The sequence below is a fragment of the Pseudarthrobacter sp. NKDBFgelt genome (genome assembly GCF_046097905.1).
Taxonomy (GTDB): domain Bacteria; phylum Actinomycetota; class Actinomycetes; order Actinomycetales; family Micrococcaceae; genus Arthrobacter; species Arthrobacter polychromogenes.
On the sequence record NZ_JBJURL010000022.1, the window covers coordinates 1 to 25,622 of the forward strand.

Annotated in this window: 21 protein-coding genes; 7 read left to right on the forward strand and 14 right to left on the reverse strand. The window is 66.8% G+C overall.

Annotation, left to right across the window (positions count from 1 at the left end; genetic code table 11):
- Positions 1-514 (forward strand): hypothetical protein (locus ACKAE7_RS08025; protein ID WP_408978888.1); only part of this gene is annotated, 514 nt, incomplete at its 5' end.
- A 133-nt stretch (positions 515-647) separates the two neighbouring features.
- On the opposite strand, the gene ACKAE7_RS08030 is transcribed toward ACKAE7_RS08025, so the two are convergent.
- Positions 648-2,237 carry an alkaline phosphatase gene (locus tag ACKAE7_RS08030; RefSeq protein WP_188809104.1) on the reverse strand — a complete coding sequence of 530 codons (1,590 nt, stop codon included), beginning with the start codon at positions 2,235-2,237 and terminating at the stop codon, positions 648-650.
- Between the two features lie 162 nt (positions 2,238-2,399).
- Here ACKAE7_RS08030 and ACKAE7_RS08035 point away from each other — a divergent pair, with 162 nt between their 5' ends.
- Positions 2,400-3,638, forward strand: a complete 1,239-nt coding sequence (locus tag ACKAE7_RS08035) for a S8 family serine peptidase (RefSeq protein WP_408978889.1) — start codon at positions 2,400-2,402, stop codon at positions 3,636-3,638.
- Between the two features lie 20 nt (positions 3,639-3,658).
- On the opposite strand, the gene ACKAE7_RS08040 is transcribed toward ACKAE7_RS08035, so the two are convergent.
- Complete coding sequence (locus tag ACKAE7_RS08040; RefSeq protein WP_229666298.1) at positions 3,659-4,078, reverse strand: hypothetical protein; 420 nt, start codon at positions 4,076-4,078, stop codon at positions 3,659-3,661.
- A 41-nt stretch (positions 4,079-4,119) separates the two neighbouring features.
- Entirely contained in the window at positions 4,120-5,445 is a 1,326-nt protein-coding gene (locus ACKAE7_RS08045) for a GAF domain-containing protein (protein ID WP_188809105.1), read from the reverse strand.
- A 172-nt stretch (positions 5,446-5,617) separates the two neighbouring features.
- On the opposite strand from ACKAE7_RS08045, the gene ACKAE7_RS08050 reads away from it, so the two are divergent.
- The 3 genes from ACKAE7_RS08050 (at position 5,618) to ACKAE7_RS08060 (ending at position 10,394) form a co-directional block, all read left to right on the forward strand.
- Positions 5,618-7,417: an NAD(P)/FAD-dependent oxidoreductase gene (locus ACKAE7_RS08050; RefSeq protein ID WP_408978890.1), complete on the forward strand. Its 1,800-nt coding sequence runs from the start codon at positions 5,618-5,620 to the stop codon at positions 7,415-7,417.
- A 15-nt stretch (positions 7,418-7,432) separates the two neighbouring features.
- Positions 7,433-8,488 carry a 2,3-butanediol dehydrogenase gene (locus ACKAE7_RS08055; RefSeq protein ID WP_408978891.1) on the forward strand — a complete coding sequence of 352 codons (1,056 nt, stop codon included), beginning with the start codon at positions 7,433-7,435 and terminating at the stop codon, positions 8,486-8,488.
- Between the two features lie 70 nt (positions 8,489-8,558).
- Positions 8,559-10,394, forward strand: coding sequence for a gamma-glutamyltransferase family protein (locus ACKAE7_RS08060; RefSeq protein ID WP_408978892.1), 1,836 nt, complete (start codon positions 8,559-8,561; stop codon positions 10,392-10,394).
- A 38-nt stretch (positions 10,395-10,432) separates the two neighbouring features.
- Here ACKAE7_RS08060 and ACKAE7_RS08065 read toward each other — a convergent pair whose 3' ends face one another.
- The 10 genes from ACKAE7_RS08065 to ACKAE7_RS08110 form a co-directional block, all read right to left on the reverse strand.
- Positions 10,433-11,902: a multicopper oxidase family protein gene (locus ACKAE7_RS08065; RefSeq protein ID WP_408978893.1), complete on the reverse strand. Its 1,470-nt coding sequence runs from the start codon at positions 11,900-11,902 to the stop codon at positions 10,433-10,435.
- A complete protein-coding gene (locus tag ACKAE7_RS08070) occupies positions 11,902-12,171 on the reverse strand; it encodes an SHOCT domain-containing protein (RefSeq protein WP_190610944.1) in 270 nt (89 codons plus the stop codon). The genes ACKAE7_RS08065 and ACKAE7_RS08070 overlap by 1 nt, the downstream gene beginning before the upstream one ends.
- A gap of 124 nt (positions 12,172-12,295) precedes the next feature.
- On the reverse strand, positions 12,296-13,582 hold the full coding sequence (locus ACKAE7_RS08075; protein WP_190610943.1) for a DUF3322 and DUF2220 domain-containing protein: 1,287 nt from the start codon (positions 13,580-13,582) through the stop codon (positions 12,296-12,298).
- Entirely contained in the window at positions 13,572-17,009 is a 3,438-nt protein-coding gene (locus ACKAE7_RS08080) for an ATP-binding protein (RefSeq protein WP_408978894.1), read from the reverse strand. Before ACKAE7_RS08080 ends, ACKAE7_RS08075 begins: the two co-directional genes overlap by 11 nt.
- On the reverse strand, positions 17,006-17,653 hold the full coding sequence (locus ACKAE7_RS08085; protein ID WP_408978895.1) for a DUF4194 domain-containing protein: 648 nt from the start codon (positions 17,651-17,653) through the stop codon (positions 17,006-17,008). The genes ACKAE7_RS08080 and ACKAE7_RS08085 overlap by 4 nt, the downstream gene beginning before the upstream one ends.
- Positions 17,650-19,092 carry a DUF3375 domain-containing protein gene (locus ACKAE7_RS08090; protein WP_408978896.1) on the reverse strand — a complete coding sequence of 481 codons (1,443 nt, stop codon included), beginning with the start codon at positions 19,090-19,092 and terminating at the stop codon, positions 17,650-17,652. The genes ACKAE7_RS08085 and ACKAE7_RS08090 overlap by 4 nt, the downstream gene beginning before the upstream one ends.
- 99 nt (positions 19,093-19,191) lie before the next feature.
- Positions 19,192-19,593 carry a type II toxin-antitoxin system VapC family toxin gene (locus ACKAE7_RS08095; protein WP_188730513.1) on the reverse strand — a complete coding sequence of 134 codons (402 nt, stop codon included), beginning with the start codon at positions 19,591-19,593 and terminating at the stop codon, positions 19,192-19,194.
- Positions 19,590-19,853, reverse strand: coding sequence for a type II toxin-antitoxin system Phd/YefM family antitoxin (locus ACKAE7_RS08100; RefSeq protein ID WP_190610935.1), 264 nt, complete (start codon positions 19,851-19,853; stop codon positions 19,590-19,592). Before ACKAE7_RS08100 ends, ACKAE7_RS08095 begins: the two co-directional genes overlap by 4 nt.
- 49 nt (positions 19,854-19,902) lie before the next feature.
- Positions 19,903-20,670, reverse strand: a complete 768-nt coding sequence (locus tag ACKAE7_RS08105) for an alpha/beta fold hydrolase (RefSeq protein WP_408978897.1) — start codon at positions 20,668-20,670, stop codon at positions 19,903-19,905.
- Positions 20,671-20,717: 47 nt separating this feature from the next.
- Complete coding sequence (locus ACKAE7_RS08110; protein WP_408978898.1) at positions 20,718-21,992, reverse strand: flavin-containing monooxygenase; 1,275 nt, start codon at positions 21,990-21,992, stop codon at positions 20,718-20,720.
- A 315-nt stretch (positions 21,993-22,307) separates the two neighbouring features.
- On the opposite strand from ACKAE7_RS08110, the gene ACKAE7_RS08115 reads away from it, so the two are divergent.
- Both ACKAE7_RS08115 and ACKAE7_RS08120 read left to right on the forward strand, forming a co-directional pair.
- Positions 22,308-22,511, forward strand: coding sequence for a cold-shock protein (locus ACKAE7_RS08115; protein ID WP_066274236.1), 204 nt, complete (start codon positions 22,308-22,310; stop codon positions 22,509-22,511).
- A 400-nt stretch (positions 22,512-22,911) separates the two neighbouring features.
- The gene (locus tag ACKAE7_RS08120; protein WP_408978899.1) at positions 22,912-23,760 is read left to right on the forward strand and encodes an esterase/lipase family protein; all 849 of its coding nucleotides are present in this window, start codon (positions 22,912-22,914) and stop codon (positions 23,758-23,760) included.
- 8 nt (positions 23,761-23,768) lie between these two features.
- Here the strand turns inward: ACKAE7_RS08120 and ctaD are convergent, their stop codons facing one another.
- Entirely contained in the window at positions 23,769-25,523 is a 1,755-nt protein-coding gene (gene ctaD / locus ACKAE7_RS08125; protein ID WP_190610926.1) for a cytochrome c oxidase subunit I, read from the reverse strand.
- Between the last annotated feature and the right edge of the window lie 99 nt (positions 25,524-25,622).

The window sequence follows — 25,622 nt, forward strand, 5'->3', positions numbered from 1 at the left end:
GGCCCCGCCCTCCACAGCCGCCGCCCCGCCGTCGTCCGCCCCCACAAGCCCGCCGCCCACAAGCCCGCCGCCCACCGAGGAACCTGCCCCGGGAGGGCTTCCGGAACAGGTGGCCCCGCTGACCATCTATTACGTTGCCGTGGACGACAACGGCGTCTCCGGTCCCTTGATCGGCTGCGGCGACAGCCTCGTGGCCACCACCACGGCGCCGGTCCGCTTCACGGACCAGGTGCGTCCCAGCGTCGAGGCCCTGCTTTCGAACAAGAGCCGCGACGTCGGCCTCTCGGGGCTTGTGAATGTCCTGTACCAGTCCAGCCTTACCTACGCCGGCGGGGAGCTGGCCGGCAGCACCATCACCATTTACCTCACCGGGCAGTTCATGCTGGGCGGCGTGTGCGACATTCCCCGTGCGAAGGCGCAGCTGGAGTACACGGCCATGGCCGCGGCCGGGGCCACGAGCGCCCAGGTGTTCGTCAACGGCCGCCCCATCGACGAGGTACTGAGCCTCAAGTAATGCCCGCAGAGGGCGCAGGGCGGTGACGCTCACCGGGCAGCCGGCGCAGAAGCCTTCACGCTGACTGCACACAGGCGGCGGGGCGGCCAGCAGAAATGCCGGCCGCCCCGCCGTCGTACGTCCTTCTCAGAGGCTACCCCCGCGCCTGCAGCCCCGGAACCCCGTCCTGGATGGCAAAGGACGCCTTCGTCGAAACCGGTGCGCCCGGCGTCGTGACGTAGTCCAGCGTGCGGAAGTCCGCCGTCATCGAGTCGCGGGTGATGCGCGTGTTCACGTAGCCGCGGTTGTCATTGAAGAACTTCAGGTGCGGGTTCCACGCCATGACCGGATCGGCGGTGGAGCCGGTGCCGTTGCCGGTGGAGGTGATGGACGTGCACACCAGTTCTGAACCCACCACGGGCGAGGCCGGATCCTTGTAGTCCACCTTGAGGTCATTGGCCCAGTTGCGGTGCACATCGCCGGTGAGTACGACGGCGTTGCGCACCTTCGCGTCCAGCCAGCCCTGGGTGATGCGGCGGCGGGAGGCGGCGTACCCGTCCCAGCCGTCCATGGAGACGTCGTCAATCTCCAGCGCCTGCGCGCGGTCACGCTCGGCGAAGAACACCTGCTGGCCCAGGATGTCCCAGCGCTGGGTGGAGTTCCGGAACCCGTCCAGCAGCCACTTCTCCTGCTCCGCGCCGGTGATGGTCCGGTTCTCCGCGAGCCGTTCGGCCACGTTCTTCTTCCAGCCGTCGCCGGCCAGCTGGTCGTCGCGGTACTGCCGGGTGTCCATCATGTGGAAGTTGGCCAGCTGGCCCCACTGGATGGTGCGGTAGATCTTCATGTCGAACCCGGCCGGCACGGAGGACCTCCGCAGCGGCATGTTCTCGTAGTACGCCTGGAACGCGGCGGCGCGGCGCTGGCGGAACCGCTCAGTGGTGTCGTTGAGCTGGCCGGCGTCCCTGTTCTCCGGAATTTCGTCCGCCCAGTTGTTGTCCACCTCGTGGTCATCCCACACCACAAGCCAAGGTGCCACCGCGTGCGCGGCCTGCAGGTCGGCGTCGGACTTGTACTGCGCGTGCCGCTGCCGGTAGCCCTGCAGCGTGGTGGTCTCCGGGCCCTGGTGGTCGCGCGGGTTGCCGCCGCCGATCACGTAGCTGTCCTTCTTGTACTCGTAGAGGTAGTCGCCCAGGTGCAGCACCAGGTCCGGCTGGTCCTCGGCCAGGCGCGTGTAGGCGGTGAAGTAGCCGTGCTCATACTGCGAACAGCTGGCGAACGCCATGGCCAGCGCGGCCGGCGTCTCGTGCGGCGCGGGGCTGGTGAGCGTGCGGCCCACCTGGCTGAGGTGGCGTCCGCTGCGGAAGCGGTAGAAGTACTCGCGGCCGGGCTTGAGGCCCTGGAGCTCCACGTGGACGGAATGGGCGGTTTCAATCCGGGCGTGCTCGACGCCGCGGGCTACTACGGCGCGCATGCCCGCGTCCTCAGCCACTTCCCAGGCCACGGGGACCTGGCGTGCGGGCATGCCGCCGAGGCCGTCCTCGGCCAGCGGGTCCAGTGCGAGGCGCGTCCAGATCACGAAGCCGTCCGGCCACGGCTCGCCCGACGCTATGCCGAGCATGAAGGGATCGGTGCGGAGGCCGGCGTCGTCCGCTGTGGAAACGGCGACGGCGGCACCTGGCAGGGCGGCGACGAGTCCGGCACCCAGGCCGGCGGAAATCAGGGATCTGCGGGAGATGTTGTCCATGCGTTCGAACCTAGGGACGGCGGTTGGACAGGTCCTGAGGGGAATATGAATCAGCGGTTAACTGCGTGGCAAGAGATGTTATTTGTCCGGAATCACTCGGCTTAGTCCACCTCTCCACGAAGGGCCCTATCCAGCCAGGGCTGCGAGGAGCAAACTGACGGGATGAAAAGACTCCTGACGGCAGGTTTCGCAGCGGCCGCGATGGTGCTGGGCGGAATCACCCTGGCAGCCCCCGGCACCGCAGCCGAACCGTCCCACATCGCCGGGCAGATCATGGTCAAGTTCCGGGACCACGCCGCGGCGGCCGCCGTTCTGCGGGGGTACGGACTTAGTAACGGACCTGAAATCGGCGGCACCGGCGCCCGCCTGATCAAGGTCCCTGCGGGCAAGGAACTCCAGCTCATCGAAGCGCTGGACCGCAACCCTGCCGTCGACTACGCCGAGGCAGACGAGATTGTTACGGCCGCGTCAAACGACCAGTACTTCAGCCGCCAGTACGCCCTCAACAACACAGGCCAGTCGTTCACGAACACCGCCGGCACACTGACTATCAGCGCGGGCAAGGCAGACGCTGACGTGGACGCCGTCGAAGCGTGGGGCGTCACCAAGGGCGCCGGCGTCAGGGTTGCCGTCCTCGACTCGGGAGTCGCCAGCGACAACCCGGACATCGCACCGAAGGTTTTGGCACGGGCCAACTTCAGCGGTGCCAGCACCGGCGAGGACAACTACGGCCACGGCACGCACGTGTCCGGAACTGTTGCCGCCACCGCCGGCAACACCATTGGCGTTGCCGGGGTGTGCCCGGGGTGCAGCATCCTGGACGGCAAAGTCCTCAATGACAGCGGCGTCGGTTCGAGCTCAGGCCTCGCGAACGGGATCAACTGGTCCGTCAATAACGGGGCGAAAGTGATCAACATGAGCCTTGGGGTGCGGGCATCACGCACTCTCGAAACAGCCGTCAACAACGCGTGGAACAAGGGCGCCGTGCTGGTGGCCGCTGCCGGGAACGGCGGGAACCAGACCAAGATCTATCCGGCCGGGTATCCCAACGTCATGGCCGTCGCCGCCACGGACAACTTCGACGCCAAGGCATCCTTCTCCACCTACGGGGCAAGCTGGGTGGACATCGCCGCCCCCGGCGTCAACGTCTACTCCACCTTCCCGAACCACAAGTTCTACCTGGGAACACAGAACAACCGCTCGCTGGGCTACGACGTGGGCAACGGCACCTCGATGTCCTCCCCGATTGTGGCTGCCACCGCCGCGCTCGCCTGGAGCGTCAACCCCGGAGCTGACAACAAGGCCATCCGGGAGAAGGTCCAATCAAGCGCCGACAAGATCTCCGGCACCGGCACCTACTGGGCCAACGGCCGCGTGAACGCGAACAACGCAGTCCGGTAAGTGCGCCCGCAGGGTGAAACCTAGGACCCAGTTGCCCGTCCGCGGCGGAGGTTTTTCAGGTGGAGGTAGGCCATCAGCACCAACAGGGGAGTGTGGATGGCCGGCAAGTTGTGGGCGAACCACCGGGGCAGGTAGATGTCCGTGACCGAGCCGGACTCGGCGCCGTACCGCTTGGCCAGGCCAGTGAGGGGGCAGCGGAACCCGTTTCCGGCGAACACCAGGGTCTCGGCGGTGACCACTGCAGCGGCTACGCCCGCACGCTTGTCGGTGCGCCCGGCCAGGCCGGTGATGAGCAGATAAACAACGCACGACTCAATCGACAGCCACGCCAGGGTATGGACTGCCTTGATGGCGACGACGGCAGCATGGTTGGTCTTTGTCCCATTGCCGGCAGCGTCACATTGCCGCAGCCGGAGGCTCCGCCGGGGTGTCCTGCTCACCCCTGCAACTTCCCACGTGATCCCTCGGGTGCGGAAGTGCCTTAGGTCCCGCCCATGGCGAGTTTTGCTTCTGCCGCTGCCGCTCCCGCGCTGAATGACAGATACCGTGCATCGCTCCTGCCCACCAGTTTCCCCAACGCCTCCACCGCCTGCATGTCCGCCGAGCCCATGTCCGTGGACAGCCAGCGGATGATCAGCGCGGGGTCTGTGCTGGCACGAACGGCCGCTCCCAGGGACAGCTCCAGCCGGTCCCGCAGGAGCTGTACCGCCATGTTTCCGGACCGGCTGAGCAGGGGAGCGCGGTAGGCTTCCAGCGCGGCAGCCACGTTGCCCCCGCGGAGCAGCCGCAGCACCTGGCCGGCATCCGATTGCCCGGTGAGCCCCTTATCCATTCGGTAAGGGTTGGACGCTATGGCATCGCCCAGCAGGGACCGGACCCGGAACATTTCCGTCCGGATGGACGCTGCGATACCCGCGTCACCGTGGAGCTCGTAGGCCAGTTCCTCGGCGCTCCAGCCCTGCGTCCGCGAATCCAGCAGCGCCAGGATCTCCGCCCGCCGCAGGGTCAGCGGCACCCGGCTGCCGTTCCGGAACACCGCCGCCGGCTGGTCGCCGAGCAGTTCAAGAGACTCGACTGCCGCCGAAGGCCGCAGTGCGGCCCTCGTCCGGGAAGGCGTCCGGGAAGCAGGAGCCAGGGAAGAGGCACCCAGGGACGCGCCGCCGTCGGACGTCCTCAACAGCGCCTCCGCCATGCTCACCGCGCACCGCACCATGCGCAGCGTGTCCGCAGTAAGGGACTCCAACGGCCCGGAGACGTCCAGCACGCCCAACAGCCTGCCGGTGGAAGGATCGGTGATGGGCGCCGCGGTGCAGGCCCACTCGTGGTGCGTGCGGACTAGGTGCTCGGCGGAGAACAGCTGCACCGGACGGCCGGTGACCAGAGCCTCGCTGATGGCGTTGGTGCCGATTCCCGCCTCGGACCAGTCCGCGCCCTCGGAGAACTCCAGCCGGTCCGCCCGCCGGAGCACCTGGGCGCTGCCCACCCGCCACAGGATCTCGCCGCCTGCGTCCGTCAGCACCAGGAGGTGCCGTCCGTCGCTGGAGTCATCGGCCAGGAGCTCGCTGAGCGCCGGCATGACCTGCTGCAGCCGGTGCTCCCGCCGCAGCTCCAGGACCTCGGACACCTCATGCAGGTGGCGGGGGCTGTGCTGGTCAGGGCTGATGCCCAGCGCCATGGAGCGGCGCCACGAGCTGGCCAGCAGTTCCGGGATTTCGGGCCGCGGAACGCCGGAGATCACCAGTTCATGGGCGCGGCGCAGCACCCGCGAATACGCCGCCGGGTCCGAGAACTTCAGGCCGTGGTCCATGGCTCCCTTCCACCGCCGTCGCCTTCGCCCGGCGGTGTTGCATGCAACGCTGCTGTAACCCCCACTGCGTTTCACTGGGGTGACGCAGCTCACGCCCGCCCAGCATATCGCAGGGTGCAGGACGGAAACGGGGCCGCCCCAACACCACGGACCATCACACAAAGGAGTGGACATGACCGAATCACCAACGGCCGCCGCGCAGGCCTGGCTGACGTCACTGGATGAGGCCCTGCAGCGGCGCGACGTGGAGGCGGCGCTGGAGCTTTTCGGGGACGACAGCTACTGGCGGGACTTCGTGGCCTTCACCTGGAACATCAAGACGCTCGAAGGCAAAGCCGACATCCGGCGGATGCTGGAAGCCACCCTTGACCGGGTCCAGCCCGCCAACTGGGCCCTGGCCGAGGACGCCACGGGCAGTACGGGCGTTGATGGAACCGTGGAAGCCTGGATAGCTTTCGAAACCGGCGCTGCCCGCGGCTACGGCCACCTGCGGCTGCGGGACGGCAAGTGCTGGACGCTGCTCACCACCATGCAGGAACTCAAGGGCTTCGAGGAGAAGAAGGGCCCGCGCCGCGACCAGGGGGTGGCGCACGAGATCGTCAGGGGGCGCCGGTCCTGGCTGGAGCTCAAGGAGGAGCAGGAGGCGAAACTCGGGTACGAAGGGCAGCCCTACTGCGTGATCATTGGCGGCGGGCAGGGCGGGATCGGCCTCGCGGCGCGGCTGCGGCGGCTGGGTGTGCCCACCATCATCATCGAGAAAAACCAGAAGCCCGGGGACTCCTGGCGGAACCGCTACAAGTCCCTGCACCTGCACGACCCCGTCTGGTACGACCACCTGCCCTACCTGCAGTTCCCGGACGACTGGCCCGTCTTCGCCGCCAAGGACAAGATCGGCGACTGGCTGGAGCACTACACCCGCATCATGGAGCTGAACTACTGGTCCGGCACCGAGTGCGTGGACGCGGAGTACGACGACGGCACACAGGAATGGGCGGTCAACGTCCTCCGCAACGGCGAACCTGTCACCCTCCGGCCCAAGCAGCTGGTGTTCGCCCTGGGCGTCTCCGGCTACCCCAGCATCCCCACGTTCGACGGCGCCGAGAGCTTCCTGGGGGAACAGCGGCACTCCTCGCAGCACCCCGGCGGCGGGGACTGGACGGGCAAGAAGGCCGTGGTGATCGGCTCCAACAACTCCGCTCACGATATCTGCGCGGACCTCTGGGAGCACGGCGCCAACGTCACCATGGTCCAGCGCTCCTCCACCCACATCGCCCGGAGCGAATCCCTGATGGACCTGGCGTTGGGCGGTCTGTACTCGGAGAAGGCGCTGGCCAATGGGATCACCACCGAGAAGGCAGACCTCCTGTTCGCCTCGCTGCCCATGCGGATCCTGCCGGAAACCCAGGTCCCGGTGTACCAGCAGATGGCCGAGCAGGACGCGGAGTTCTACTCGCAGCTGGAGGCCGCCGGGTTCGATCTGGACTTCGGCGTGGACGGCTCCGGGCTCTTCGTGAAGTACCTGCGGCGCGGCTCCGGCTATTACATCGACGTCGGCGCCTCCCAGCTGATCATCGACGGACGGGTCAAGCTGAAGTCAGGGCAGGTCTCCAAGATCACCGGCAACGCCGTGGTCATGGCGGACGGCACGGAGCTGGAGGCCGACCTGATTGTCTACGCCACCGGCTACGGCTCAATGAACGGGTGGCTGGCTGACCTGGTCTCGCCCGAAGTAGCGGACCAGGTGGGCAAGTGCTGGGGATACGGCTCAGACACGCCAAAAGACCCTGGTCCGTGGGAGGGGGAGCTGCGCAATATGTGGAAACCAACCAACGTTCCCAACCTCTGGATCCACGGCGGCAACCTGCACCAAAGCCGGCACTACTCCTCCTACCTGGCCCTGCAGCTCAAGGCCCGGATGGAAGGGCTGGAGACGCCGGTGTACGAACTGCAGCCCAGCCACCACACCCGCTGAAAGGTAGAGACCATCATGAAGGCAGCACGTTTCCACGGACGCAAGGACATCCGCATCGAGGACATCCCGGAGCCGCAGCTCCGAGCTGGAGCGGTAAAGATCGACGTCGCGTGGTGCGGCATCTGCGGTTCAGACCTGCACGAGTACCTGGAAGGCCCCATCTTCGTCCCGGCGCCGGGCCATCCGCACCCGCTGTCCCACGAGGAGGCGCCGGTGACCATGGGGCACGAATTCTCCGGGACTGTCTCCGAAGTCGGCGAAGGCGTGGAGGGGCTGGCAGCGGGTGACAACGTCGTCGTCGAACCCTACTTTGTGGACGGTGACTGCGACATGTGCCAGGCGGGCAGCTATCACCTGTGCCGGCAGATGGGGTTCATCGGGCTCTCCGGAGGTGGCGGAGGCCTTAGCGAAACCATCGTGGTGGACAAACGGTGGGTGCACCCCATCGGGGACATCCCGCTGGACGAGGCGGCGCTGATCGAGCCGCTGTCCGTGGCGCACCACGCGGTGGAGCGCAGCGGCGTGAAGGCCGGGGATACGGCGCTGGTGGGCGGATCGGGGCCGATCGGGCTGCTGACCGCCGCGGTGCTCAAGGGCATGGGCGTGACCACGATCGTCAGCGAACTGACCCAGGCCCGGAAGGAGAAGGCCACGTCCAGCGGCGTGGCAGACCATGTGCTGGACCCCAGCAAGGAGGACGTCCCGGCGCGGGTGCGGGAGCTCACCGGCGGGACCGGCGCGGACGTCGCCTTCGAGTGCGCGGGCGTAAACGCCGTGCTGGACACCATGCTCGACGCCGTCCGGCCAGGGGGCGTGGTGGTCAACGTGGCCATCTGGGGCGCGCCGGCCACGCTGGACATGCAGAAGCTTGTGCTCAAGGAGATCGACCTGCGCGGCACCATCGCCTACGTCCGCGACCACCCCTCCGTCATCAAGATGGTGCAGGAGGGCAAGGTGGACCTCAAGCCGTTCATCACCGGGAGGATCGCGCTCGATGACCTGGTGGAGCAGGGGTTCGACACCCTGATCAACCACAAGGACACGGCAGTCAAAATCCTGGTGCATCCGTAGCGGACCCCGGCCGGGAGGCGGGCGTGGCGGTCACGGCCGCGTCCCCGCCGGGTCCCTAGGATTGCACTCCATGGCGTACACACCGGCAGGCAGCTTCACCACCCGCCCCACCCTCCAGGGCACGTTCGGCATGACGGCCTCAACCCACTGGCTGGCCACGGCCTCGGCGCAGGCGGTGCTGGAGCGCGGCGGGAACGCGTTCGACGCCGCCACCGCCGGCGCGTTCGTCCTGCACGTGGTGGAACCCCACCTGAACGGCCCGGGCGGGGACATGACGGGCGTGTTCGTCACTGCCGCCAATCCTTCCGAACCCGTTGTGCTGATGGGGCAGGGACCCGCCCCGGCCGCGGCAACCCGTGAGCACTACCTGGCCGAGGGGCTGGAACTGGTGCCTGGGGCCGGTGCGCTCGCCGCCGCCGTGCCCGCCGCCGTCGACGCCTGGCTGCTGCTCCTCCGCGACCACGGCACCTGGGAGCTGGCGGACGTGCTCTCTTTCGCCATCGGGTACGCCCGGAACGGGCACCCCGTCCTTAACCGCGTGGCCAGCACCATCGCCTCCGTTGCGGGGCTGTTCAGGGAGCACTGGCCGACGTCGGCCGCCCTCTGGATGCCGGACGGGAACGTACCGGCAGGGGGAGACATCGTGAAGAACGTGGCGTACGCGGACGTCCTGGAGCGGCTTATTGCCGCCGGCCAGGGTGTGGCGGACGACGGCGGCACGCCAGCGCCGCGGTCAGCGCGGATCGACGCCGCGCGGCGGGAGTGGCGGGAGGGTTTCGTGGCCAAGGCGGCGGTCGCGTTCCTGGCCGAACCGCACCGCCACTCGTCCGGCACGGACCATGCCGGCGTAATGACGGAAGCGGATTTTGCGGGATTCTCCGCCGGGTACGAGCCCGCCGCCACCCTGGAGTTCCGCGGCCACACCATTGCCAAGACCGGTCCGTGGGGGCAGGGGCCGGCGCTGCTGCAGACGCTCGCGATCCTGGACGGGTTCGACGACGAGTACCTGGATCCCTCCACCGAGCTCGGCGCGCACACCATCCTGGAGGCGCAGAAGCTGGCCATTGCGGACCGCGAGGCGTACTACGGCGACGCCGCGGTGCCCCTGGACTACCTGTTGAGCAGGGAGTATGCCGCGGAGCGCCGGCAGCTGATCGGGGAGAAGGCCTCGCACGCGTTCCGGCCCGGCGGGGTTCCCGGCCACACGCCCTTCCTGCCGCCGCTGCGCACGGAGTACCTCCCGCCGTCGCTCGCTGCCCGCGGGGAAGGCGCGTTTGCGGGCGTGGGCGAGCCGACGGTGCAGCCCACCGGGGAAACCCGCGGCGATACCTGCCACATCGACGTGGTGGACCAGTGGGGAAACATGGTCTCAGCCACCCCGTCCGGCGGCTGGCTGCAGTCTTCCCCGGCGATCCCCGAGCTTGGCTTCTGCCTGGGATCACGGCTGCAGATGACGTGGCTGGAGGACGGCGCCCCGTCCACCCTGGCCCCCGGCAAGCGGCCGCGCACCACACTGACGCCCACGCTGGTGCTCCGGGACGGCCGGGCGGTGGCGGCTCTCGGGTCGCCGGGCGGCGACCAGCAGGACCAGTGGCAGCTGCTGTACCTGCTACGGACGATCGTGGGCGGGTATGAGCCCCAGCAGGCCATCGACGCGCCCGCCTTCCACACCACATCCATCCCGGGCTCCTTCTGGCCCCGCACCTGGACGCCGGGCGGCGCGGTTGTCGAGGACAGGATCGGGGAGGATGTGATCGCCGGGCTCGAGTCGCGCGGCCACGTGGTGTCCCGGGCGGGGGACTGGTCCCTCGGGCGGCTGTCGGCTGTGATTCGCGATCCGGAGACCGGCGTGCTGAAGGCTGCGGCCAACCCCCGGGGCGGGCAGGGCTACGCGGCCGGGCGGTAGCTCATGGCGGTCCCCGGCGCCGTGGGTTGGGGCCTGGCTCAACGGACCTCAATGACTCCCATCATGCCCTGGTCCTCGTGGTCCAGGATGTGGCAGTGGTACACGGAGCGGCCGGTGAAGCCCGTGAAACTGACCCGGACTTTCACCTGGCCGTTGGCGGGGATGTTGACCACGTCCCGCCAGGTCAGCGCGTCCGGGGCGGTCCCTGCTTCCTCGATGACCTGCATGGGCCAGACATGCAGGTGGAAGGGGTGGTCCATGGGGCTGGGGTTGAGCAGCGTCCACTCTTCCACCGTCCCTGCAGCCACAACGGTGTCCGTCCGGTCCGGATCGAAGGTCCGACCGTTGATGGTGAATGACATCATTCCCATGCCCATCCCCATGCCCGTGCCTGTGGCGAGGGTGAGTTGCCTGCGGGCTGCGACCACCGCGGTCCGCAGGTCCTCCGGTGCCGGCCGGGCGGGCGGCGGCTCCGCCGGCGGCGTGGTGGCCGGGGCTCCGGACACCGAGAACGTTGCCAGCACCAGGTCCCCGGTGCCTCCGGCATCCGGTCCGCGGCCGGCCCGTCCCATCATGCCTGCCATGCTTCCCCGGTTGTAGTAGCCGGACCTGAGGGCGGACACACCAGCGGTGGCTGTGACCAGGACATTCGCACGGTTGCCCGGCGCAAGCAGCACCTCGTCCACCGTCTGCGGTGTGGGGAAACGGGCCAGGTCAATGCCCAGCAGCTCCCACTGCTGTCCGTCCAGCCGGAGCCGCAGGTAGCGGGCAACGCAGGTGTTCACGATCCGCCACCGCTCGCGCTCGCCTGGCCGGGCGGAAAGCTCCGGGTTGCTGTGGCCGTTCACCAGAACCAGCCGGCCTTCGCGCCCGAGCATCCGGTCCATTGGTGTGGCCTCCGCCAGGGCACCTGAGCCGTCCAGGGTGATGTCCGAAACCACCAGGATGCGTTCCCGGCTGACGGCGGGCGCATCCTCTTCTTCAACGATGATGGCGCCGAAAAGGCCGGCGGAAACCTGGTCTGCCACCATGCCGTGGTGGTGGGGGTGGTACCAGTACGTTCCGGAAGGGTGGTCCGCGGGGAGGCGGTGCTCATAGCTGAACGACTGGCCCGGCGGGACCATGACGAAGACATTGTCACCATTGCCCTGGGGTGAGACGTGGAGGCCGTGGACGTGCAGGTTGGTGGGGACCCCCAGGTTGTTGACCAGCTCGATCTGGAGTGTGTCTCCGCCCCGCACCCGCAGTGTGGGGCCGGGGACGCTTCCGTTGTAACCCAGGATGGATGCCTGCAGGCCGCCGAGGGGCACCGATACGGGCGAAGCCTCGAGCCGGACCTTCAGTTGTCCGTCAGTGCTGCGCAGCTCCTCCGGCTCGGCGAACCCACCGCCGGCTTCGGGGGAGAAACGGGACGTGGCCGTCCACCAGAGTCCGGCTCCGCCGGCCACCGTGGCCGCCGATCCCAGGCCTCCCAGCAGCAGCGCCCGCCGCCGGCTCATGGCACGCATCAGGGGCCCTCGCCGAGGACCCTCAGCCGCTCGCGGTATTCCTCCTCCGCGATTTCACCCCGGGCAAAGCGTTCATCGAGGATCTGCTGCGCCCGGGTCCGGCCGGCATCGGGTCCTAGCAGTCCCCGCGGTCCAGGATGGCGTTCTGACGTCCTCCCGGTGCCTGACAACCGGACGGCCACCAGTACCAGCAGGGCGATGCCCACCAGCAGGAGGAGGCCCCAGAGCCACATCATCCAGCCCATGTTCGAGCCGTAACCCCACATCATGACCGGCGCCCTTTCGCCCGCAAACCGCTGATAGGGCGATCCTCCGCCGGTACCCTCCCGGCCGCCAGAGTCCGAAGTCCTTTCAGGCGCGGTTTGTCCAAAGTCCCGGTCAACCCAATCCCGGTTAACCCAACAGGCGTGCCAGCACCCAGTCCCAGCGGACGAGTTCCTGCTCCAGCCGGACAGCTGTTCCATATGCGTCGTTTTGCAGTCTTTTGTAGAGCGCCGCCTCATCGGCAGTCAGCCGGCCAAGGGCCGCCGTGGATGGTGCCGGCTCGCTACCCCACACGTCCCGGTGCGCCAGGAGCGTCGCTTCGTCCATCAATACGCTCACCACATGCGGGTGGACTGCCCTGAGCTGGTCGAGAATCTGGAACCCGTGGGTATCCAGGTCGCCCCAGTACAGGACGTTGCAGTCCCGCAGCCACGATGCATCCCGCAGTGCCGAGAAGCCGTACCCGCCGCCGTAGATCGCCAGGGTTCCGGGCTGTTCCGGGACCGCCAGGAAGTTCACCAGGTTCTCCGTGACCAGCACTCTTGTGACGGGCAGGCGCAGGGTGCTGAACGCCTCAGCCGTCACCGTGACATCCCGGGCGCTGCCCAGCAACGGCACAGCAGCATCCAGTGAACGGAACCGCACGAGCTCCGGAGGGTGCAGGAACCCATGCCGGACGGCAAATCGAGCGGCGGGAGTCCGCGGGGCCGGCTGCCCCAGGAGCGAGCCGGCTTCAGCGGCCACCCCGGCTACCTGCTCTGCGTCAGCCACCAGCTCCGCGGCAGCCTCCGGGGCATCCCTGGCCGCCGTTTCCGCGGACAGCGCTCCGAGCAATTCATCGATCACCGTCCGGTTGCCCTCAATGAACTTGGTATGCACGCCGGAGAGGCTCAGCTGGCGGACGTAGACACCGGGCTCCGGGTTGTCCCGAAGCCACAGTGCAACGCGCGCTGCGGTAAGGGCATCCCCACCGAGGTCCAGCAGCTTCAGTGGACGCCGCAGCGCCCAGGTGCGGAATGCAGGATCCAGCCCGGCCAGCCCCTCGGCCAGGGCCACGAACCAGGCGGCATCTCTTGCCTTGCCTGCGAACGAAATTTCATCCTGTGCCGAAGCGAAGAGCACTGCGGCCGGCAGATGATTGGCCCCAATGGTGTTGCGCCCCACCTCGGTAGTTTCCAGGGTGAAGGGCCCCGCGGCGGCAAACAACCCGGCCGCCCAGGCGCGCGCCGCCGCGTAGTCACGGAGGAGGGCCGCCGCCGTCGGCCGCTTTAAGGCACGACGGCGGGGGTAGGCCCCGCTGGGATCCAGCAGTTCGCGGAGGAGGGCGCCGCTGCTCCAGGCCTTCAGCGTCAAGGTGCGAAGGTCCGCCGGCGTGGTCCATCCCTGTGCCCGGCCCGCGGAGCTGTCAGCCGGCATGCCGGTCGCGCTCGTCCCGGTACTCCTGGATGGTCATGTTCCTCAGTTTCGAATCGTTGCCATTCGTATTTGCCACGAAGCCCACGTGTGCCACAAACGGCTCTATCACGTGGATCTTCTGCAGGGGAGTGACAATAAGTAACTGCAGCTTCATGCGCTGGAACAGCTCCAGGCCGTAGCGTGCAGACTCGTCGGAGCCGCGCCCAAACGCTTCGTCGATCACCACAAAGCGGAAGCTGCGGCCCTTACCCGCGCTCGTCCCGGCCCCGGCAGGAGCCTGGTTGGCGCCCAGCCCGAACTGGAACGCCAGCGCTGCAGCCAGGATGGTGTAGGCCAGCTTCTCCTTCTGGCCGCCGGACTTGCCGCCGGAATCGGTGAAGTGCTCAAACTCCTCGCCGGTCTCGGTCCATTTCTCGGAGGCGGAGAACGTAAACCAGTTCCGCACGTCCGTTACTTTCGAGGTCCACCGCTCGTCCAGGGCGGTGAAGCCGTCCCGCCCGCGGAACCGTTCAATCAGGCGCTCCACCTGCAGATACTTCTGTTCGGAGTACTGGTCCTCGTCGCCGATGGTTCCCTCCGAACAGGCCCGCAGGTCCGTTCCGAACTGCCGCACGTCCAGGTCCGTGGTGTTCTGGTGCTCCAGCTGGATGTGCCGGCCACGGTTGTACTCAATGGTTGCCAGGGACTCGTTGATTTTGTTGATCCGGCTGACGATGTCCTGCCGGCGGCTGTCCAGGAACGCATTAAACGCCACCACCTCGTGGATGGTGTTCTGGTTCAGGGACTCCTTGAAGTGCGCCTCGAACTTGGGCAGGTCGTTCTTTTCCAGCTGCTCGAGCAGGCGGCTGTAGTCTCCGGCGGCATCGAGTGAAGCGTCGATCTCCGTGGTTTCGTTCGGATACTTGTTCCGGAAATCGGCCATTAGGCGCACCGTGCCGGCCTCCGCCGTGGCCAGGCGCTTGGACAGCGCATCGATGGCCTTTGTCAGCTCCTGCCGCACCGCGCTTTCCACTGCGACCGTGTTCTTGTAGGTGAGGACTCTTTCCCCGGGCGCGCCGGCGGCGAGGCCAGCCACGGATGCCAGCAATCCGGGGTCGTCCGTCAGCGGGTCCTCCGCCAGCACAGCACGGCACTCGGCGATGGCCTCCGCGAGGTTCTCGGTGTCCTTCTCATTGGCTCCGAGCCGCTGCTGGATCTTGCCGGCCCGCTCTTCGAAACGCAGCAGGTCAGCCTTCAGGACAGCCTCCCGGGCAGCCAACTCCTGGAGGATGTTGCTGGCTGACTCCAGCGCCCGCCGCTCCTGCTTGGACTCCTCGATCCGCCGGGCGGTGAGCTCCCAGCTGACCTCGCCGAAATCCGCCACCGAGCGCACGGTGCCCAGTTGCTGGTTCTTCCGGCCGAGGTCGCCCAACTGGCGGTCGACGCTGGCCAGCTGCGTGGCGGCCACCTGGAGCTGGCCTTTTGCCTCGTCCAGCTCGGCCAGGAACCTATTGACCTTGTCCTGGTTGTCCCAGCCCAGCACGTAATTCCGCCGGTCCGCGATGTCCTTGCGATCATCCTTCTCATGCCGTCCCCTGCCGCCCTTGAGCTGCCCGTTGGCGGTGAGCGCCTTGGGAAAGCGCCGGAATTCGGCCAGCGTGTCACAGCAGACGTAGTCGAACCGGCCGGCCAGTTCCTCCAGCAGGAAATCGCGGAACGGCGTGCCCTGCTTGATGGCGATCTTGGCAGCCAAGGTTCCGGGTTCGGCGGTCCGGGCGGAGTACGAGTCAGCCACCTTCAGGTAAACGAGCTTGCCCTTGAGGTTATTCGAGTCCACCCAGCTGCTGACCGCAGCGTAGTGCTCGGCCGGCACCAGCAGGGACAAGGCGAAGCCCCTGAGGGTCCGTTCGGCTGCGCCTTCCCAGGCGGCTTCGCCGTCGCGGACGCGCAGCAGCTCGCCGACGAACGGCAGCGCCTTCTCCGGCACGCCGGTTCCATCGCACAGCCGGCGGCGGATCCCCACCTGGTCCAGCGGCAGCAGGTTCCGCCGGGATTGGAGGCTGGTGAGTTCCGCTGTGAGGTCTGCAGCGCGTGCGGTCTGGACGGTGCGCGTCATGGTCAGCTCGGTGCGCTGCTCCTGGAGGTCCCTGTTCTGTTCCGCCAGCCCGGATTCGACGGCTCCCAGACCGTCCCGGTTGGCGTCGAACAGCACCCGGTCCTCCGGTGCCCGCAGGTCCAGCTCCGCGGCGGCGGCAGCATAGGCCTGGTACCGGGTCCTTTGGACGGCTGCTTCCCGCTCGAGGCGGGCGATCTCAGCGTCGATGGCCGCGAGCCGGCCGCCGCCGTTGGACCGGATGTCCTCGGCAACCGCGCTCAGATCGTGCCGGAGTTCGGTGATGCGGGAGGTGACAGCTGCGTTGTCCTCGCGGAGCCGCTGCCCGGTGCTGTCAAGCTCGGCGGCATGCTCGAGGCTGAGGATCAGCTTCTGGTTGGTGAACCAGGGGTGCAGCTGGTCCCGCTGGTCCCTGGCTTCCTGGTCCTCATGCGTGAGCTGGGCATGCCGGGCGGCGCCTTCTCGGATGGGAGCCAGCATGGCGATCTGGTCCTTGGCGCGCAGCACAGCGCCATGGGCCTTCTTGAGGTCGTCAAAGTGGTGGATCAGGTTCTTGATCCGGCTCTCGACGTCGTCCTCGTCCAGCATGTTGGTGCGCACGAAGGAGGTGATGTTCTCCACCTGCTTCATGGACACCGTCCGGTGGAACAGCTCCATGGCCTGGTTCCCGCTGATGCCGAACTGGCGCTTGAACGCTGCCGCGTAGGGCTCGAAGGTGTCGTGCACCGCGGCGCCGGCAGCCTTGAGCTTCTTCTTCAGCTTGAACGGGTCCTGGCCGAAGTTGGCGAAATCCGCTGCGATGCTCTGGTCCGTTTCCGCGAGTGAATAGAACCGGTTGGGCTGGCCTGCCTCCTGGACCGCCCACAGGGTGACGGCCAGCGTGACCGACTTGTCCAGCACAGCATTGCGGAAGACGGCGAGCACCACGGTAAGCGAACCCGTGCCGCGCAGCGACACAGGTTTGGAGTTCTCACCGCCGGTGCTGCGGGTGCTCTTGTGGTACCCCCGCACGTAGGACATGAGGGTGCGTTCCTTCTTCTGGGCACCCGCAGCCTTGTTGTATTCGATCTTGTTTGCGGGCAGCAGGAGCGTGGTGATGGCATCCACCACCGTTGACTTTCCCGAGCCGATGTCGCCCGTCAGGAGGCTGTTCGCCCCGTCCAGGCGGAACGTGCGCACACCCTGGTGGAAGGTGCCCCAGTTGAGCAGCTCCAAACGGTGCAGCCGGTAGCCCGGGGGAGTGCCGGCGTCGTCCTCTGTGTTCTGTTCCGGCGACTCTGGCGTCTCCGCGGGGTCCTCGAGGCTGAACAGGCTGTCCTGCAGGTCCGCGGTCACGGCAGTTCCCCTTCCGTGGTGCTTTCAGGCGTTTGCGGTGGGGCGCCGGAGGGTTCCTCCAGGGACGCCCGGTAGTCAGCGAGCCTCGCGTCGAACTCTTCCAGCCACTGGGCGTCGACATAGGCCTTCAGGATCCTGGCGACCTCGTAGGTGTCCGACTGGCCGCGGAGCCTGCGGAGGAAGCCTAGCTCAACCACCTTTTTGATGGTGGCGCCCAGCTTGTCCAGGATCTTGGCCTGGTTGCTGGACTCCGGCAGGAAAACCGCCACCATGTCCACGATGTCCTGCTCCGTCATGATGAGGCGGAGCTCGCTGCTGTTGGTGTCGAACTCAAGCATCCGGCCGCGCAGCAGGGCCAGCAGGAGGCTGACGTCGAACGTGAGCCGGCGGCGCGGGATCAGCCGGGGCAGGTTGCCTTCCGGGTCCTCCCTCGACCGCAGGAACGCGTAGCCCTCGGACTCGTCCAGGATCAGGTCCAGCCCCAGCACGGCCACATAGTCCCGGGCCTGGGATTCCAGCGTGAGCAGGGACTGCCACGCTTTCTCGTCCGATTCGGCGTAGAGGACGCCGCGGAAGAGGCGGGTCACGACGCCGGGCAGTTCCTCGGGCGTGCGGGCGGTTTCCATCATTTCACTCGGGTTCATGCCGGCCTCACAAAGATGATCTGATCGATGGTTGCTTCGCGGGTGCTGCCGTCGGGAAGCTTCCACTGCAGCTGCTGGGGAACGTCGTCATGGATGCTGGCCCATTCGGATTCGCTGGCCAGCTGGTAGTACGCCACGATCTCGGCGAGCCCCTGCTGCAGCGGATGGGCCTGGGTCACTTCAACGAGCGTGGCCTGCTCGGCGCCGGCCAGGACGGCATCCACATTCGCCTGCAGGCGCTCCTTATCCACGTGGAACTGGCTGAACAGGGCGCCGGCGTCCACCTTCGAATCATCGGCGGCCAGCACGTCGTCGTCCACCATCATCTTCCGGCTTGGCTCGTACAGCGGCCGTTCGAAGGGCAGCGCGACATCCACCGACTGCGCGGCGATCTCCATGAAAACGCCCGACGGCGGCGCCTCCCGGGTGCCCAGCGCACCGGATTCGATGCTCCGCACCAGCCGCATGATGCGCTTGTTTTCGAGGAAGACTTTGTCATCCAGGAGCCGGCGCATCTGTTCGGAGAGTTGGCGGACGGTGCCCTGTGTCTGGTCGACGGCGGGCAGCCAGTCCTGGTGCAGCCTTGTCACGGCGTGCAGGTCCTCCACGCCGGAGAGCGCTTCGATTTCCGTGGCACGCTGCAGCAGGTCCTGCAGCTCGGTGCGCAGCTGGGGCGACATCAGGTAGTCCCAAAAACCTTGGAACGTGCGGCCCTGGAGTGAACTGCTGATGCCCTGCTGGTTGGCGAAGATGGTCTCCAGAAGTTCGCCCTGGGTCCCGTCCCAGGTGGCGATCTGTTCGCGTACCTGCCGGTCCAGCTTCCGGAAGTTCTGCTCCACCTCCCGGAAATCCGACAGCAGATCCTTGGCGAGGGTGGTCAGCTGCTGGAAGTGGTCCAGCGCCTCAGGACCGGTCATCACCCTGATGTTGCCGTCCCTGATCCGCTGTATCTCGGCATCGATGCCGTCCCGCTGGCGCTGCAGCTCGGCGAGCCGGACCTCGGGGTCCGTCTCCGACTGCTGCACCAGGGCCTTCAGGACCGCGAAGATGCTGGTAAGCCTGGACTGGGTGGCCACGAAGTCCCGCCCGCGAAGGTTCTCCACCCACCGGACCACGTCCTCGGCGGCGGGGGTGAGGTCGTAGTGCGGTTCGTCCTGGCCGGGAACGTAATACTTCCGCAGCCAGGCCTTTTCTGGCGAAGCCCAGTCGTCCAGGTACTCCCCGGCGGGCCGGGGGAACTTGTCCTCGCCGTAGACGTCCCGGAGGCCGAACAGGACGTCGTCGAGGTGGTCGATGAGCTGCTGCCGGCCGATATCCCTCTGGTTGGGCCCGGTGAAGGCCTTCATGAAGAAGGACAAGGCCAGCGGCGCGTTCTGCGCCCGGAGCAGGGACCATCCGGCGTGGTTCTCACGCAGGCTGTTGATGGCGTAGAAATCCAAGGCGTCCTCAGGGGGCTTCCGGCGGCGGAATGACTTATGTGCCCAAGCTACACGGAGCCGCCGACAATTGCGGCGGAGGAATGGTGAGCCAGGTCCTCGTTACGGCCCGGTCCGCATTCCCGGGGACAGGACGTTGATGCCGGCATCAACCGCTGCGGTGAGGAGTTCGACGTCGTACGAGACAAGAACGTCAACCTGCAGACGGATAGCAGTGGCCAGGTGAATGGCATCCGCGCTGCGAAGCCTGCCCGGCAGAGCCGCTGCGTACATGAGGTCCGAACGTACAAGATCGACCAGGTTGATGCCGCCGAGCGCTGCATTGACCAGTTCGCCGTGTATCGCACGGCGGCGAGCTGCGCAGTGGAGTTCTGTGTAGAGGAGCATGGAGGCAACCAGGCTGTGGGTCTGGGACGCTGTTGACAGGTACGCCGCCAGGGTGGGCGATTCCTGCTCCTCCACCACGAGTTTGAGGACTGCCGATGTATCCGCGTAAATGATCAACGGTCACCGCGAAGGTCGTCCAGAATCTCCTCCGTGCTGGATTCCAAGGCGACCCGGTGCAGGGCGGTGAAGTCGACGGGTCCACTTGCCGGGCGTACCTGGCCTGCCAGCAGCAACCGTTCAAGGGGGGAAGCTGACGGCGGGATGAGTGTAGCGGCGATTTCGCCGTTGTTGGTGACGTCGATTGTCTCCCCGTTCTTCACGCGTTCGAGGATCTTGCTGCTTTCGTTCCGCAGTTCACGGTGTGGAATAGTTGTCATAACGCACCTCCGTAGCAAGTGTAGCAACCCATGCGGTCCGGGGGAAGGTTCAGCCGCGGCCTTCCGCCTGCTCCCAGTGCCGTAACAGCAACTCCGCCAGCCGGACGGGCTCCATCCGGTGGGGCGGGTCGAAGTGGTGGCGCTTGGGGAAGACTTCAAGATGGAAGTCCGGGAAGAAGACCCGCGCCAGCCGGCCGGCAATCTCGCCGTAGTCATCCGGGTTGCTCAAGCCGCCGAGGGCGCAGAACACGGGCGGGCGGAACGCCGCCAAGCGTTCCCGTTCCAGGTCATAGCTCCGGAAGGTGCGCAGGAACGCCTTGATTCCAGCGGGCCGCCTGGCCATCCACGGCGGCGGGGGACCCGGCGGTGGTGGCGGCAGGACGACGTCGGGCCTGACTCCCAGCCTCATGAAGGCGGGCATGAGCTGCTCCGGAGGGAGGGTCTCCAGCATTTCGTACTTCTTCCAGACCTCCGCGTGGGCGGGGCTCCAGTCCCAGGTCCCGGCCCAGGCCGGCTCAAGCAGGGCCAGGCTGAGCAGCCGTTCGGGGTGTTTCGCGGCGAAGGCCAGCGCCGCAGCCCCGCCGCCGGAATAGCCCACAAGGTGGAACGTTTCCCATCCGAGGGCATCGGCCTCCCGCAGCACGCCGCCCACCTCCGTGTCCAGGCTCCAGCCGGGCGGAGGCTCTTCGTCCACATAAAGCTCCAGGTCCTTGGCCACGGCCTGGACATCCGCTCCCAGGGCTTCAATCAGGGCGCCGTACGCATCCTGCGCGGGGAGGACAGCGCCAGGAAGAAGGATGGCCCGCATCGGTTCCATGGAAAGAACCCTACGCCGCGGCCGGACGTTGGCAAGGGCCACCAGGCTCAGCGTCCCGCGACATGCTCCGCGACGTATCTTGCGTCTTCGCCCACCAACGCCAGCGTGGCTGAGAGGTGCCTGGTGAGCCATGGCAGCCCGACGGCGTACAGGCCGGGAACGTCTGTGACGCCGCGGGTGTGCCGCGGATAGTTCCATTCATCCAGCACCGGCATGTCCAGCAGGCTGAAGTCCAGCCCGTACCCGGTGGCCCAGATGACAGAGGTTATGTTTTCCGCGGCCAGGTCCAGCCGTGCGCCGGACTCCCCGGGCAGCCAAGGGTCGTCGGGGCGCGCTTCGGCCGGCGGCGCATCTATGCCCGCTGCCTCGATGTAGGCGTCCGCCATCAGTTTCAGGCGCTGGCTGAACCCGGCCTCAACCATGGCGAGGCGTCCGGGGAGGTCGTCGCTGAAGACGAGGACGCCGTTGTCCGTTCCTTCAAAGTGGCCGTGCAGCCGCACCCCGCGGCGGCCGAGTTCCCGCAGGTGGATACTGTGTCCGCCGTCGTTGCCGGAGAGGAGCGGATTGCACATGAACCGGGCTGCGGGGGAGGGGAGCTGTGCCGCCTGGAGTCCGTTGATGCCGTACTCGGGGCCGTGCACGTTGACCTGCAGGATCCAGTGGAAGATGTCCCGGCCGCGGTAGCGGCGCGGCGCCTCCGGGCAGGCGGACACGGACAAGTGGACCACGCGGCCGGCGTCCAGCAGGTCCTCCGTGATCTGGCCCCCGGACTGGCCGGTGCCCACCACCAGCACGGCGCCGTCCGGGAGCTGGCGGGGGCTGCGGTAGTGGTGGCTGTGCAGTTGCAGGACGTTCCCGGGGAATCCGGCCGACGACGGCGGGACGCGGGTGCGCTGGAACGCGCCGTTCGCCAGAACCACGTTCGCCGCGGCGAACGTTCCGCCGGAGGTTTCCACGCGGAAGCGGCCATGTGCCGCCGCGATGCGGGTGGCTTCCGTTCCCATCTGTACCGGGGCGGCGATCCGGGTTGCGTAATCGCGGAAAAGGTCGATGACGGCGTCGCGGGGGAGGAACGCGTCCGGATCGGGGCCGTCGTACGTCAGGTCCGGCAGGAGGAATGAGAAGTTGGGCGTGTTCAAGTGGAACGAATGCCACCGGTCCTGCCATGCGCCGCCCAGGGTATCCCGCGCCTCCAACAGCAGGTGCTCCACCCCGCCCTGGGCGAGCCAGTAACTTGCGGCCAGCCCGGCCTGCCCGGCGCCGATCACCAGGGTGTTGACCTCCTGCGGAGCTGTCTTGCCTGTGGGTGCGGGCATCTCCATGATTCTTCTCCCGCGGCTCGGGGCGGAGTTGGACCTGCTGGCAGGATATGCCTGCCGCGGGCCTGCGTACAGGGGCCGACGGCGGTGCCCGGCCCGGGTGCCTGGGCCCGGCCTCGGGGCCTAAAGGTGGCACTGGTAATTGCTGTCCGGAATCTCCTGTAGAGTAGATCCTGTTGTTGTGTTTATGCAGTTCGTAGTTCAGGCAGTACGCACGGTCGAAAGCCCGTGTTCTTCTGAAGCAGCGGTTTTGAGCACCCCAAACAGGAGGACCCGAAAGTCGGGACAGTTCCTCCACCTTCACGAAGGACAAAAATAATGGCTACTGGTACCGTCAAATGGTTTAACGCTGAAAAGGGCTTCGGCTTCATTTCCCCCGATGACTCCTCACAGGACGTTTTCGCACACTACTCTGCGATCGCTTCCTCCGGCTTCCGCTCACTCGAAGAGAACCAGAAGGTCTCCTTCGAAACCGAGCAGGGCCCCAAGGGTCCCCAGGCCGTAAACATCCAGTCCCTCTAATTCCTTAGAGAAACTGGGGCCTTAGGGTTTCAAAGTTTGAAAAGCTGGGCCGGTCACTGACCGGCCCAGCTTTTGTTTAACCAGCCTGTGCCAGCACACCCTGCAATGCGGCGGCGCCGGTACCGGGTGTGAACGTTTGTGCAGCCGCCGTGAACCGCCGGCCAGGCCCGGGCACCGCCCGGGCGTTCCGCGCGCTGCCCGCAACTAGCTACTGACCAGTAACAACACGTGCTGAGCGCGCCAGGCGGTCCACGTCCTGCCGTCTTGCAGTCTGCTCTAAAAGTGGCGCACGTCCGTGCACTTCACGCCGCTGCCGCACCCGCCGTGCCTAGCATGAAAACCGGGCCCGCCACCAGGCTTTTCGGCCCTGCACCCGCTGACACAAAACAAAGAGGTTTCCATGTCGCTGCTCACCAGAACCCTGTCCATCGCCGCCTCCGCTGTCCTGGCCGGATCCCTGGCCGTGGCACCCGCCCAGGCGGACGTCGTCGAAATTTCCCCTCCCGGCGCGAATGATTGGTCCTGCAAGCCAACCGCCGAACACCCCTATCCGGTGGTCCTGGTGCCGGGGACCTTCGAGAGCATGGTGAAGAACTGGTCCACCCTCTCGCCCTACCTCAAGAGCCAGGGCTACTGTGTGTTTGCCCTGAACTATGGCGAGACGAACGGCGTTTACGCCACGGCACCTGTCGCGGACTCCGCAGAGGAACTCGCCCCGTTCGTCGACGCAGTCCTGGCTGCCACCGGCGCCAGGAAGGTGAACCTGGTGGGCCACAGCCAGGGCGGCATGATGCCCCGCTACTACATGGGCTTCCTCGGCGGGGCCAGGAACGTCAACCAGCTCATCGGCATCGCGCCCTCAAACCATGGCACCGAGGGCGTGATCATCCCGCCGCCGGAGCTCCTGGGCGATCCGGACTTCGCCGCCCTCGGCTGTGCCGCCTGTGCCGACCAGCAGGCCGGCTCGGCGTTTATGCAGGAGCTCAACTCCATTGGCGACACCGTGGCCGGGCCGTCCTACACCGTCATCTCCACGGTCTACGACGAGGTTGTGATTCCCTACAACAGCCAGTTCCTCGCGGGCCCGGCCCGGCAGGTCACCAACATCACCATCCAGGACAAGTGCCCGTTGGACGTCTTCGAGCATGACCAGACACCCAACGACCCCGTGGTCCACCAGATCGTGGCCCACGCCCTGGGCAGGAGCTCAGGCCCGGCTGACCCGGCCTACCAGCCCCGCTGCATCTAGCCTTTTTGTTACTCGTCCGGACTTGGGCTGCGGACGTCCTTCTGGCCAATATCGGCTGCGCCCAGTGCTGCCGCAGCAGGGCCGTGCGTAGTGTCGTGCTCGCGGACCCGGAGCTCCGGGTGGTGCAGGTCCAGCGCCGGCCGCTCCGAACGGATCCGGGGCAGCGAAGTGAAGTTGTGCCGCGGCGGCGGGCAGGACGTGGCCCACTCCAGCGAGGCGCCAAACCCCCAGGGATCGTCCACGGTGACCTTCTTCCCGGTCCGCCAGGTGATGTAGACGTTCCAGAAGAACGGGAGCAGGGACGCTCCCAGGAGGAAGGACGACATGGTGGAGAACTGGTTCATCCACGTGAAGTTGTCCTCCACCAGGTAGTCGGCGTACCGGCGGGGCATGCCCATGACGCCCAGCCAGTGCTGGATCAGGAAGGTGCCGTGGAAGCCCAGGAACAGCATCCAGAAGTGGATCTTTCCCAGGCGCTCGTTGAGCATGGTGCCGGTGAACTTGGGCCACCAGAAGTAGAACCCGGCGAACATCGCAAACACCACGGTCCCGAACACCACGTAGTGGAAGTGTGCCACCACGAAGTAGGTGTCCGACACGTGGAAGTCCAGCGGCGGGGAGGCCAGGATGATGCCGGTCAGGCCGCCGAACAGGAACGTGACCAGGAAGCCGATGCTCCAGAGCATGGGGGTCTCGAAGGTCAGCGAACCGCCCCACATGGTGCCGATCCAGTTGAAGAACTTCACGCCTGTGGGCACCGCGATCAGCATGGTCATGAACGCGAAGAACGGCAGCAGCACCGAGCCGGTCACGTACATGTGGTGCGCCCAGACGGTCATGGACAGTGCGGCAATGGCAATGGTGGCGTAGACCAGGCCCTTGTAGCCAAAGATCGGCTTGCGGCTGAACACCGGGAAGATCTCCGAGACAATGCCGAAGAACGGCAGCGCGATGATGTACACCTCGGGGTGGCCGAAGAACCAGAACAGGTGCTGCCAGAGGACTGCGCCGCCGTTCTCCGGATCATAGATATGGGCACCGAAGCGCCGGTCGGCACCGAGCGCGAACAGGGCTGCGGCCAGCGGCGGGAAGGCCATGATCACCAGGATTGAGGTGACCAGGGTGTTCCAGGTGAAGATCGGCATCCGCCACATGGTCAGTCCCGGGGCGCGCATGCAGATGATGGTGGTGATGAAGTTGACCGCGCCCAGGATGGTCCCGAAGCCGGACAGCGCCAGGCCGAACACCCAGAGGTCACCGCCGATGCCCGGGCTGAAGGTGGTATCCGAGAGCGGCGCATAGGCGAACCAGCCAAAGGACGCTGCACCCTGGGGCGTGATGAAGCCGGACATCGCAATGGTGGATCCGAAGAGGAAGAACCAAAAAGCCAGCGCATTGAGCCGCGGGAATGCCACATCCGGAGCACCGATCTGCAGCGGCATGATGAAGTTGGCGAACCCGGCGAACAGCGGGGTGGCGAACATCAGCAGCATTGCGATGCCGTGCATCGTGAACAGCTGGTTGTACTGCTCCTTGGTCTGCAGGATCTGCATGCCGGGCTCGAAGAGTTCCGCCCGGATGAGCAGCGCCATGACGCCGGCCAGGCAGAAGAACGCAAACGACGTTATCAGGTACATGTACCCGATGGTTTTGTGGTCGGTGGTGGTGATCCAGTTGACCACCAGGCTGCCTTTGCGGCGCCGCGTGACGGCAGGCGCGGCGGTAGCGGCAAGTCCTTCAGCTGAATGTTCTGTAGTGGCCATCTTCCACCTCACCGAATCTTCCCTATGGCGCGGCAGGTCCTTCATGGGCCCTACTTTGAAGGCTACTCAGGATCATGGCCTCCGGGAAGGGGATCTTTC